Genomic DNA, 12,522 nt, shown 5'->3' on the forward strand with positions numbered 1-12,522 from the left:
TTATTTACGGGTATAAAATTTTGATATATAAGAAATTATAGTATCTATGCAACAAAGCCATTTTGCTACTATTATTCTCAATTAATAGTCGTTGGTGGCGGACGGCAACCACACCCCTACTATTCGGCTCTCCCCACTGTCCCTACCCCTTTAGCAAGATACATTGTTAGAGAAGGAAATACACAAAAATTTACATCTATAATTTGTGTAGTGTTCCAAATCGCTCCTCACCAGCAGCGATACAGCCCTCGCCAAGACAGTAGGATAGAAAAAATATGTTTGAACGCTTTACAGAACAAGCCATTAAAGCAATCATGCTAGCCCAAGAGGAAGCGCGACGCCTCGGTCACAATTTTGTAGGCACCGAGCAAATTCTTCTGGGGCTCGTCGGCGAAGGCACTGGCATCGCTGCAAAAGTATTACTGGATATGGGCCTCAACTTGAAAGAGGCGCGCAATGAAATCGAAAATATCATCGGTAGAGGTTCTGGGTTCCTCCCGCCGGAAATTCCTTTTACCCCCCGCGTCAAGCGCATTTTTGAGACGGCGCTGAACGAAGCGCGGCAGTTAGGCCACAATTACATCGGCACCGAACACATCCTGCTGGGGCTGATTCAGGACGATGAAGGGGTGGCGGCGAAGGTGCTGCAAAACTTGGGAATCGATCGCCAGAGAGTCCGCACGCAGGTAATTCGTGCCGTAGGAGAAGTGGCGGCGGTACCCGGAGGTAGGGGAGATAGTGGCGATCGTAAAATCCCGACTTTAGAAGAATTTGGCACAAACTTGACCAAGTTAGCCGCAGCAGGCAAACTCGATCCCGTGGTGGGTCGCGAAAATGAAATCGAGCGCGTGATCCAAGTTCTCGGCCGCCGCACCAAGAACAATCCAGTATTAGTAGGCGAACCGGGAGTCGGCAAAACAGCCCTCGCCGAAGGCCTAGCCCAGCGGATTGTTAATAGAAACGTCCCGGAAATTTTAGAAGACAAACAAGTAATCAGCCTCGATATGGGTTCGCTGATTGCTGGTACAAAGTTCCGAGGCGAATTTGAAGAACGGCTGACGAAAATCATGGCCGAAATTCGGGCTGCCGGCAACATTATTCTGGTCATCGATGAAATTCACACCTTAGTCGGTGCAGGCGCAATTCAAGGCAGCATGGACGCCTCCAATATGCTCAAACCCGCCCTTGCTAGAGGCGAATTGCAGTGTGTCGGCGCCACTACCTTGGACGAATATCGTAAGCACATCGAGCGTGACGCTGCCTTAGAACGCCGGTTCCAACCGATCAAAGTCGGTGAACCGAGTGTGGCTGAAACAATAGAAATATTGTACGGGTTGCGATCGGCTTATGAACAGCATCACAGACTGACAATTTCCGACGCAGCTTTAGAAGCAGCAGCAACACTGTCAGACAGATACATTAATGATCGGTTTTTGCCAGACAAGGCGATCGACTTAATTGACGAAGCAGGTTCCCGCGTCCGCGTGATGAATTCACAAACCCCGCCCGAAGTTAAAGAACTCAAAAAGCAACTGCCAGCAGTAACAAAAGAAAAAGATGCAGCAGTGCGCGAGCAAGACTTCGACAAAGCTGGAAAATTGCGCGATCGCGAATTAGAAATTGAAGCCGAAATCGCCGAAGCTACGATCAACAAAAGCCAACTCAAAACCTCTCCTGTCGTCACCGAAGAAGACATCGCCCACATCGTGGCTAATTGGACGGGAGTACCAGTCAGCAAGCTGACAGAATCCGAATCGGAATTGCTGCTGCACATGGAAGACACCCTGCACCAGCGCTTGATCGGTCAAGAAGAAGCTGTCACCGCAGTTTCTCGGGCCATCCGCCGCGCGCGGGTAGGCTTGAAAAATCCGAATCGCCCGATCGCCAGTTTCATCTTTTCCGGCCCCACCGGCGTCGGCAAAACGGAACTTACAAAAGCCCTAGCAACTTATTTCTTCGGTTCCGAAGAAGCCATGATTCGGTTAGATATGTCCGAATTCATGGAACGCCACACGGTTTCCAAACTCATCGGTTCGCCTCCCGGTTACGTCGGCTACGATGAAGGCGGCCAACTAACAGAAGCAGTCCGGCGCCGTCCTTACACGGTCATCTTGTTCGACGAAATCGAAAAAGCTCACCCGGATGTCTTCAACATGATGCTGCAAATCTTAGAAGACGGCCGCTTGACGGATGCTAAAGGTCGGACAGTAGACTTTAAGAATACACTGCTGATCATGACCTCCAACATCGGTTCGCGAGTGATTGAAAAAGGTGGTGGCGGTCTTGGTTTCGAGTTTACTGAAAGTGCCGCAGACGCGCAGTACAACCGCGTTCGCAGCTTGGTAAACGAAGAACTGAAACAGTTTTTCCGTCCCGAATTTATCAACCGCTTGGATGAGATTATCGTGTTCCGCCAGTTGAACAGGGAAGAAGTCAAGCAGATTGCGGACATTATGTTGCAGCAAGTCTTCAGCCGCTTAACCGAACAGGGTATTACTTTGTCGGTGACAGAACGGTTCAAGGACTTGTTAGTTACAGAAGGCTACAATCCCAGCTACGGTGCTCGACCTTTGCGCCGCGCCATCATGCGGTTGTTGGAAGATGTACTGGCTGAGGAAATGCTGTCTGGCAAGCTGAAAGACGGCCAAAAGGCGATCGTGGATGTGGATGAAAACGGTCAGGTTAAGGTAGTGCCCGATGGTTCATCTGAGCCGAAATTGCCCGAATTCGCATTGAGCCATTAATGCAGTCTACAGACGGATAAATACTGTTAATTAAAAACCCGGTTTCTCGGAGAAACCGGGTTTTTAATTAAATGAAACCCGTTTAAAAAAAGCAACTTTAGGCAAGCTCCAAATCCTTATATAATAAGTCATTCCCCATTCTAAAATCTAAAATCTAAAATCTAAAATCGTATGAGTTTTGGCTCTTTTATCCCAACACATTATCTACAGCAATTTCTACATCTGGAAAAGCTAGAATAGATAAAGTCTGACCCCGCTGGAATCTTTGAATATTTTGGTATCCCGATGGAGAAGGTTCGCGATAAACTACTACACATTGCTCGTTAATATCTACCAGCCAAACTTCTACAATATTGTCTTCGGCATAAAGAGGAATTTTGATATTTCTGTCAGTTTCAGCGGTTGCATCCGCTACTTCCACAATGAGTAAAATATCCTCAGACTGAGGATGTCCCGATTCGTAAAAATCATCGCGCCGTCGCAGTAAGGAAATATCCGGTTCAGGTTCCGAGCGATCGTCCAATTCTACCGGATCTTGAACTCCAATGGTTACTCTCGATAATAAGCGGGTATAAAATAACTCTGTCAGACGCTTGACATGAGATGTATGCCTTCTACCGACGGCGGCCATTTGAACGATTTCTCCTCGAATCAATTCAACTTTATCATCTTTTGTCAAGATGCCAGATTTAATCATCTGATGATATTCTTTTACTGTGAACAGGCGCTTGATTAACTGAGTTGTCATCATTTATTTGGCGCTCCTTTTAGTTGCCCTTTTTCTGTTTCATCGCCTTTGCTGCTTTCACAATCTCAAATCGCGGCGCAAAAAAAGGAATTTTTACCTATTGATATTAGTTTGCTTTTAAGGTATATTTTAGATAATGGAAGTAGTGAGTTAAGTTTTAAAATTGCCACTATTCCCATTATTAAATAATACATTGTCAAGCTAACAGTGTCAAGCTTTTTACCCAAAAAAAAAGGGCGATTTTTCAAAACTTCATCAACAAATAATCATAGGGTTAGGGTTTTGGTAAACCCACCCTAACCACCCAACAAAAGTTGATTAAGGGAAAATTTAATCCCACGATTGCAATTGCACAACCCAATGCTGCACCAAAGCAGAAATGCGATCACGCCGCGTTTCAAAAGTAGCAGCAATCCAGATAAACGCAATCCCAAAAGCCAGACCAATCGCCCATTTAATCAGCGGATAATCGAAGATTAGAACCACCAACTGATAGAAAACATTGATTAAAAAAAATCCCGTTCCCACAAACAAAAACGCCCGAACTCGCAGCGCCAAACCCGCGGCAATCGCCAGTAAACTAAAAGCTGCCGCAACTAAACCGTGGCTTTGCTGAGTCAAAAGAGGCATCCCGCAAATCAGCGCCGTTGCAAGCATTCGCAGAGTGTGGCGTAGCGGTTTTTGTGCGGGTAATTTGAGAGTGCGATCGAACTGAGTAATATAAAGGAAAGAAAGCCCCAAAGGAGTAAAAAACCACTCCGGCTGAGTCAATCCTATTTCCCCAAACCACCGCAGCATTATCCAATCAATTATCGCCACACTCACATAGGTAAAACGGACTTCCTGCCTTTCCCAAGCTAGGAAAACATAGAAGGCGGCAGCTATCAGCAAGCTAATCGGATAAAACTTAGCCGGACTTTCCAAAATAGTAACTATTGGAATCAGCGAAGCAATTACCTGCCAAGGTTTTTTTGACCAACCCCAGTTGTCCCAAGGCAAAATGTAAAGGAAATAGGCTAATAGAGAAGCGAGGGCAACTTTCCAAGGCCCCAGCGGCCCGGAAATATACTTAACTAAAGGCGTATTGATCCAATAAAGCCGGATGCCAAAGGCTTCTAGCCAGCCCAAGTAAATCCAAATTTCAGCCCATTGGCGATCGAGATTATTTCGCCCTTGCAAGAAAGCATATTGAACTAATAAAGCACCAGTGACTAATCCTAAACTTAGGCCGGACTTAATATCATCGGCAGAAGCCCAAATCAGCAGCCAACTGCTCAAAACCCAGTGCAGGTGAGCAAATATTTTTAACTCTGCATTAGTTAAATGTAAATAATTGCTGAGCCAAGGAGATAAAATGCGATAGATATATGTTAAAGTTGTGCCGAGAGTGGCCAGGACAATTAAGCCGTCGCCAAAAGCTCCTCCTGGTGTTTGAAAAAGTTGATAGAGTAGCGATTCGTAAGCAGCAGCGGAGACGCCAATTAATCCTAAATAAACCAAAGGTTTGAATTCTGGCTCCCGCCTACCAATGCCGATCGCAATTAAAGACGCCCCCAACACAGTTAAACCAGTCCAATTCGCAAAAGTGTGCGATCGGAAAGTTAAACCCAATACCCCGTAAACCAAAGGTATAAAATGAATGCTAGGTAAATTTGTTTGAGTCCGGTGGCGGCGCCGCCACCAATCCCCCAACAATTGAGTAAACAATCCGAGAGCGATATTAGCAACTGCCAAATTAACCGTAGTGCGATCGACAAAACTCAAACCGACTGCTGTCAACAACTCCAAACTCCAAGCCAAGGCATAAATTGCCAGAGGGGAAATTTGGCGTAAACTTCGGAAAATAATCGCAGCCATTATCACCAAAATAGCAGCCAAAACTTCAGCAGAGGGCGGGGAAATCAATGTCCTGCCTGCGTAGAAGTCAAAGGAATAAAAAGTAATAGTTGTTAACAGCAAGCTTGCCAGTAAGATGGCCCACCCATCTAAAGCTCGCTCGTAAATTTCAGCTAATTGAGAAGACTCAGGCAAACGGCTGGAAAAACGAACTATTATGCTGCGAAGCAACCACAGAGACAAAAGAGCGATCGCCCCGGCAATTCCCCAAAGCCAACCAGACACAAAACCTAATTGATCAATCACCGCAGCTACGAAACTCAAGCCAAACCCCACTCCAATCGCAGCCGCTGGTAGCTCGACTAAATAGTAAGTATTGACCAACATTAATCCGGTGGCAACCCCCAAACCAATTAACCGATATCCCGGAAAAGTAAAAATTAGAAATTGTGCGAATATTAAGGCGATCGTACTAAAGTTACTGGCAACTCGTTTGTGAGGAACCTCAGTATATTTAGCAACAGCAGTCAAAGCCAAAGGAGTCGCCAGCCAGAGCAAACTCCACTGAGGGCGATGAGTGGCAGTACCGGCAATTACATAATTTTGCAACAATATAAAGCTGAATCCTGCTAACACTAAGCCCAGATACCAGGAACTTTGGAACCATGCAGGAGGCCAGCGAAAAAACACAGAATTTTCTCGGAAATTCGCCGCTTTCATCCAGACAAAAAATACCCATTCACTCACCATGAATATTAATAATATTGCCGACCAAATATTGGGTTGCTGGTTGGGAAAAAATAAGTCAATTGCCGAAGTGATCGCGCCTAAACCCATAATGTGAGTTATGGGAACCAAAATTGCCGGATGTCCCTGTTGTTCCACAGCAGAAGCCGGCCTCGAAACTCGCCGGTAATTATCGGGAATTACGTATTTCCAAGTTATCCAACCTACAATTAAAGTAGAGACTAATAAATTGAGCGATCGCCAAAACGGATTGACAAAACTAATAACAGTTAAAAAACTCCCCAAACCGAGAGCAAGGTTTTCGCCAAAACTGGCGAGTTGAAACTTTCGCTTGCGGTAGAGCCACTCGGCCGCACTTACCATTAAAATTAAATAAGGCAATAGCAGAACACTCCAAAAAGCCCAAGGAGTTTCCTGAGAGTTTGTAAGCTGAGTTAAAAATGCCACAACTTGTGTTTTAATCCCTAAAGGAAGCAGTCGCCAAAACAGCCAAATACTTTGAAGTCCCACCGCCTCAAGCATTAGCAAATCAAACTCTTGCCCAAACCGCACTAAACGGTTATAAAAAAACCAAACAGCCAATCCGCTAACTGCGATCGCCTGTAGCGGAATGTCGCGAAAACAAACCAGCCACCCCAAACCCAACAAACCCATTCCCGCTAATTGCCATTTAAAAAAGTTGCTGGGATTTGGCTGGTCGGATATATTGTTTTCAATAGTCCCAGATGGCCGGGGTTGCTGCCAATCTAGCCATGCTAAAAGCACGCCACAAATCGCCAAAGCTAAACCCATTTCAGCGATATTTACATCCTTGACAAATATCGCTCGACCCAGTAAAATGCCTAATGAATAAGCTACTAAAGCCGCTTTTTTGTAAGTCAAAAAATCTCTGCTCAAACTGAAAGCAGCCGGGAATGTTTCAGTATTTCCCCCAAGTTGGATAGATTGCAATCGTTGTTGCTGAACTTGATAAACTGTAATAGCAGCAGTTCCCACTGTACCCACATAAACCGCAGCCAGGGAAAAGCCTGCCAATGCCCACCAAGAGTGCAAATAACTCAATCCCAAGTGATTTAGGGCGATCGAGCGAGTGATGTTTTTTCCTGAAAAGCTTTGATATTGATCTTTGATAATCCGGGCAGTTATCCAAGTCAAAATAAGTGCCGCTGCGATTGCTACCGCCCAATCCCAAGGATACCGCCACAATCCAAAAGTATCCATTGCCCAAAAATTGATCGGCACTAGCAACAGCGTCACTTCTTGCAAAGTTTGAGCAGTCAAGTGCAAATTCTGCTGTCTGTTTGCCCAACTGCTAATTGCCCAAAAGGTTAAAGTATAAGCTAACAAAACTCCATATTGTCCGGCGGCAGGAAATCTTTCCCACTGACTGGCAGCTAAGACTCCAGAGGAGACAACTACCATGAACACTCCTAAAAACAACAGCCACACCACGCTAATTTCTGCCATTAGCGAGTGCAAAATTTGAGCGAGAAAATTAGGGGTTTGAGTAGTTTCTGTGGGCCTAGCAACGCTTTCTCTGCTGCTCGGTAATGCTTGAGGCGTTGATAAGGCAGGTACTTTTGGCTCGGCAATAGGAGCTCGCGGGTTCTCAATTTCAGAAAAATCTACAGCGCGATCGGGAAGCGGGCAGACTAAATACTGTCGGCACAATTCCTCAACCTCAGCGGGCGAAAGTAAACCTAGTCGCAGCCACGCATCTAAACCTGTCAACAACTCAGGATGCGACGCTAAGACGCTCAATTCAATTTTGCTCGATCGATCTTTGGGAGACGACATTGGCTTAAACTTGTACTAAGTACCTTCAAGCTATAGCCTAGATTAATGTCGAGCCAACATGGCAACATTCCGCCATTGAAATTGGCACAATAAGTATTTATCACTAAATATCTGTTGCAGCAAGTGTCAACCGATAAAAAAAAACCGCTGATGGGCCTACACCAGCGTGCATCAGCGGCTAAAAACTCCAAATTAGGACACAGCAGCGGTGTCCTTACCGATCGACATATTGCAGCAAAGTGTCCACACTAGCATTGTGGTCTATGAAAGAAAACAAATGTTTGAAGAGGAGTTTTCCATCTGCATCCAGAACAAACTGAGCGGGCAAAGGAGCACCTAAAGCCTGACCGACTTGATAAGCACGAAAAACTTGACAGCCTGGATCAGAAAGCAGAGGCATTTTCAAGCCTAAATCTCTAACCACAATTTGGCTTTGGCGATCGTCGGTACTGGCAACCATCAATAATTCTATATTGCGATCGGCAAATTTTTCCCAGTTTTCATTCAAAGCTTTAATGTGAGGAAAACAGAAAGGGCAATATTGCTTTTCTGTAAAAATCCGTGTAAAAGCTAGAATTACCGGCTTATCGCCCCGATAATTCGATAGCCGCACTAATTTGCCATTATTAATATCCGGCAATTCAAAATCTGGCGTTCTCTGTTCCAGATTAAGAACATTAGTCGCCGGAACAGGCAATAGATTTTGGAAAAACCGCTGATTTAACAAGCCGCTAAAATTAGTAGAAGTCAGCATATTTCCTAATTGGGTAATTGCTAATTGCTAATTAAAAATCCGGTTAAATGAATGCCCGTGCAGGTACGGACACGACACTGCCGTGTCCGTACAAATATAATCTGCTTAAACCGCAGCAAAGAATACCTTAGACTTGACAGGATCGGGAGTCATGGTCTTGTCACCGGGCTGCCAGCCGGCTGGACAAACTTCATCGGGGTGAGACTGGACGTGTTGGATAGCTTGCAGAGTACGGAGAGTTTCGTCCACGTTGCGGCCGAAGGCAAGATTGTTGATAGTAGAGTGTTGGATGATGCCTTCTTTGTCGATGATGAACAGACCTCGGAGGGCAATACCTGCTTCTGGGTCGAGGACGTTGTAGGCCGAACTAATTGTTTTTTTGAGGTCAGCAACTAAGGGATAGTTGAGGTCGCCAACACCGCCAGATTTGCGGTCTGTTTGTATCCAAGCGAGGTGAGAGAATTCACTGTCAACGGATACGCCGAGGATTTCGGTATCGATTTTCTTGAAGTCCTCGAAGCGATCGCTAAATGCTGTAATCTCAGTCGGGCACACAAAGGTGAAGTCCAAGGGGTAGAAGAACAGGACTACATACTTTTTGCCTTTATAGTCGGACAGTTTAACTGTCTTGAATTCCTGATCCACTACGGCTGTTGCTGCGAAATCGGGTGCAGCTTGACCAACCCGGAGGCATTCACTGGTCATAGATTTTGTTTCCTTTTTTACGAACTGTTACAAATATATCATACTCATAACGACTACAAGTATGTTCTAGAGAAATCAAAAAAAAACGCTCTCAAATTTGAGAGCGCAATTTTTTGGATTAAATAATGGCTCAGGCGGGATTTGAACCTGCGACCTTGGGCTTATGAGTCCCCTGCGCTAACCACTGCGCCACTGAGCCAAATCTACTTCACGATTTACTATCGTAGCACGGTAGGGCTAGCTATGTCTTCTTTTCAAGCAACACTATTTCTAATGACTTCCAGTAAAAGTTATGAGTTTTGGTAATCATTCAAAACCCATAACTTTCGACCAGTCGTTACCGAGAAGCGCTGGAGGCATCGTCGGGCAGTAAAGCCATTGGGTTGATAGCACCCTGTCCGGCGGGATGAATTTCAAAGTGCAAGTGCGGCCCGGTACTGAATCCAGTGCTGCCCATTTCTGAAATCTGTTCCCCTTGAGCGACTCTCTGACCCTTTTGGACCAAAATTCGGCTGTTGTGGGCATAGACAGTCTCAGTGCCGTCAGGATGGGTAATTTCCACCAGGTACCCGTAGCCGCCGTCGTTCCACTGAGCATAGGTAACCACCCCGTCTGATGCTGCCACAATTGGCGTGCCGATCGGCCCTGCAATATCAATTCCCCTGTGCATCCGTCCCCAGCGCCAACCGTAGCCAGAAGTCAGAACGCCCTTAGACGGCCAAATAAACCGGTTAGCCGACTGTTGTTTGCCGTTAGGCAGATAAGTATCAGGGCTCGAAAGCGGAGGCAGTTCTGGAGAAACCATGCGTCCCAAAGACGGGTTGCTTAGGGGATCGTAACCGTCGGCTCCCAAAGGAGCAGTTGCTACCACAGGCCGCTGCCCAGCAGAGTTCGGCGTCAGGTTGATCGGTTGCAGTTCCGCTGCGCGAGCGGGGTCTAAACGCTCTTGCTGCTGCTTCTGAACCTGCTCAGACCAGGCTCTCGATGGCGGTCTGCTGATTTCATTCTGCACCGCCTCAGTATAGTCGGGGGTGTAGAGATAGGGATTGGCACTTGGCATATCCTCAGACGGGTTGACCGAGGGCCCGTCATTTGGAGCCAGGGACACCGCATTGGCGCCGATCGAATTGCGCGAGGCACGATATTCCTCTCGCAGCCTGACAACTTCTGCCCTCAAGCGTTCGGAATAAGGGTTGAGAGATTCTGCGGTAGGGAGAGGCTCCGATTTCGACTCTGGTACAGCGCTAGTTGGCTCCGCATTTGAACCCGGGGCGCTAGTATTTGCCACGAAGCTGATCGGCTGCGGGTATTCTCCCGTAGCGATGGCGGTAGCAGTTGCACTGGCTGGCGAGGGCAGGGCACTGGTGTCAACTGCACCTGTAAATGTTGGTTCGCCTTGAAGATCCAGCTTCCGTGGATCGCTAATGGTTTGGGAAACTTGAGTCAGCGGAATGCTGTTAATTTGGGGAACCATCGGCGCTGAAATATTGTTCAGACCTTCCAGGTTCTCCAGGGGAGAGACAACAGGCACTTTGGGCGCGGGTGCTGCAACGCCAGCACCGGCTATTTCCGAGGTAGACGAGCTGGGGTTCAAAGATGCGGGAACCGAACTCGCCGCCCAGACAGATGTAGAGTTGGAGGCAGAATAAGAGGCTGCCGCCTGCACCCCTGGATTTTTAAACCCAACTTGGGGAATTTTCAGCCGTTGATTGACATTCAGCAAGTTGGGGTTGCCGAGCTTGTTAACGGAGATCAGATCTGTGGGCGATACGCCGTGACCTTTGGCGATCGCATCTAGCGTATCTCCCGGACGCACGCTGTAGAGAACCTCAGCCGGCGCGGCGGTACTTCCCGCAGGGGGGACTAGCACAGTGGGTGTTGCCAAAGACTGTTCAATTGACTCGAATGCTCGATCGGGCGATGCTGCTTGACCTCCCCCGGAATTGGGAATTACAGATGTGGCATCGAGGTCAGGAATATTTGTCCCAGTTGCATATCCGGGGGAGGTCAGCGTCGGTGCTGACTCCGGCAAAAATGCCGCAGGTGTAGATAAATTTGCTCCCCCTTCCGACCCGAACATAGTTCGACCCGATTCTGTGGTGCGGTTTTCCTGTTTTTTCAAACTGTCGATCGCCCCGTCTGCATTCGGGATCTCGATCAAACTTTGTTCCGGTACCGTCGTGACCAGCGGGGTCGCTGCGGGTGATGGCAGCGCTGTCATGGCTGCACTATCCAATGGCTCGGAGCCAGTCAGATTTAACTCTTGTTCGGGATTGACCGTCGCTGCGCGATCTAGCGAAGCCGATGTGCTATAGCCGGCGTTCTGTTGTGGTGTGGCTTCCGTCGCAGTCGGAATTCTGAGCTGTTGGCCAACTTGGAGTATGGTATTGGGTTGGATGTCGTTGGCAGTTGCTAGTGCCAACGGTTCAACTTCATAATCCCGAGAAAGCTCCCAAAGGCTTTGCCCCTCCTGCACCTTAACCGTCGCGGATTCATAAGGTGACCCGGGCTGTTCGGCCCTGGAACCGTCAACTTGTGCCGACGTAGCGGGCCCGTTGGCCGATACTGGCTGTACTTCAGCGGTGGATTCTGATGTCGGTGCGAGTTCAGACGCGCGAGCGCTGTCTCCATTTCTCGGTAGCAGGATGCCAGAAGCACCTACCGATATTGCCAGCCCGATCGTGGCGAGAGAGCGAACTCTGCCTGTGCTGAGCGTTGTCTGTTTGGATGGTTCCGCAGAACCGTCTCTGTCGATTTCACTAGCCTGAACAGGCTTAATTTGGGGATATGTTCGTTTCAAAAAAACGACCTCCTACTGAGAAGCGCTAACTGTCCTTGGAAACACTCAAGGGGATCGCATGACGCTGAGTTTAAATCAACAAGCAAAAATATTCTGATTGTTGACAGCTATCATGCTTAGGCCAGATTACCTTGCTTTTTTAATTTAGACAAGCTCAAACCGTCAGAAATTTTAAAATTCTCGGTCAAACCTGCTGCAATTAACCCCACAAGCCTTACACCGTAATAGCTGGAACGAATACATAAAATCTTCGTTCCGGTAAGGCTCTGAACTCTCACCTATTATCAAACTTTAGGCTAATTTCCGGACAACCTACAACCGTATATTTACTAGATATAGTGTTCAGACCCAAGCTGGTACTCGCTCACGCCCTAAATCCCTAAAATCCTCT

General features: G+C 47.3%; 6 protein-coding genes and 1 tRNA gene. 1 reads left to right on the forward strand and 6 read right to left on the reverse strand.

Going from position 1 to position 12,522, the window contains the following annotated elements:
* Nucleotides 1-275: 275 nt before the first annotated feature.
* Nucleotides 276-2,744, forward strand: coding sequence for an ATP-dependent Clp protease ATP-binding subunit (locus QUA90_RS00415; RefSeq protein ID WP_333325123.1), 2,469 nt, complete (start codon nt 276-278; stop codon nt 2,742-2,744).
* Nucleotides 2,745-2,931: 187 nt separating this feature from the next.
* Here QUA90_RS00415 and QUA90_RS00420 read toward each other — a convergent pair whose 3' ends face one another.
* From QUA90_RS00420 to QUA90_RS00445, 6 genes are all read right to left on the reverse strand, one after another.
* Nucleotides 2,932-3,492 (reverse strand): Uma2 family endonuclease, encoded by a 561-nt coding sequence (locus QUA90_RS00420; RefSeq protein WP_333325234.1) that lies wholly within the window; start codon nt 3,490-3,492, stop codon nt 2,932-2,934.
* A 330-nt stretch (nt 3,493-3,822) separates the two neighbouring features.
* Nucleotides 3,823-7,872 (reverse strand): hypothetical protein, encoded by a 4,050-nt coding sequence (locus QUA90_RS00425; protein ID WP_333443285.1) that lies wholly within the window; start codon nt 7,870-7,872, stop codon nt 3,823-3,825.
* Nucleotides 7,873-8,086: 214 nt separating this feature from the next.
* The gene (locus QUA90_RS00430; protein WP_333443287.1) at nt 8,087-8,626 is read right to left on the reverse strand and encodes a redoxin domain-containing protein; all 540 of its coding nucleotides are present in this window, start codon (nt 8,624-8,626) and stop codon (nt 8,087-8,089) included.
* Nucleotides 8,627-8,731: 105 nt separating this feature from the next.
* Nucleotides 8,732-9,331, reverse strand: coding sequence for a peroxiredoxin (locus QUA90_RS00435; protein ID WP_015178160.1), 600 nt, complete (start codon nt 9,329-9,331; stop codon nt 8,732-8,734).
* A gap of 126 nt (nt 9,332-9,457) precedes the next feature.
* A tRNA-Met gene (locus QUA90_RS00440) sits at nt 9,458-9,530 on the reverse strand.
* A 138-nt stretch (nt 9,531-9,668) separates the two neighbouring features.
* Nucleotides 9,669-12,131 carry a peptidoglycan DD-metalloendopeptidase family protein gene (locus tag QUA90_RS00445; protein ID WP_333443289.1) on the reverse strand — a complete coding sequence of 821 codons (2,463 nt, stop codon included), beginning with the start codon at nt 12,129-12,131 and terminating at the stop codon, nt 9,669-9,671.
* Nucleotides 12,132-12,522 lie beyond the last annotated feature (391 nt).

Origin of the sequence: Microcoleus sp. D3_18_C4, assembly GCF_036702355.1 — a bacterium.
GTDB lineage: Bacteria > Cyanobacteriota > Cyanobacteriia > Cyanobacteriales > Microcoleaceae > Microcoleus.

What these genes read in the sequence shown, in the direction of transcription:
- QUA90_RS00415 (WP_333325123.1), top strand. Translation starts at nt 276, where the DNA reads ATGTTTGAACGCTTTACAGAACAAGCCATTAAAGCAATCATGCTAGCC.
- QUA90_RS00435 (WP_015178160.1), bottom strand. Translation starts at nt 9,331, where the DNA reads ATGACCAGTGAATGCCTCCGGGTTGGTCAAGCTGCACCCGATTTCGCA.
- QUA90_RS00420 (WP_333325234.1), bottom strand. Translation starts at nt 3,492, where the DNA reads ATGACAACTCAGTTAATCAAGCGCCTGTTCACAGTAAAAGAATATCAT.
- QUA90_RS00430 (WP_333443287.1), bottom strand. Translation starts at nt 8,626, where the DNA reads ATGCTGACTTCTACTAATTTTAGCGGCTTGTTAAATCAGCGGTTTTTC.
- QUA90_RS00425 (WP_333443285.1), bottom strand. Translation starts at nt 7,872, where the DNA reads ATGTCGTCTCCCAAAGATCGATCGAGCAAAATTGAATTGAGCGTCTTA.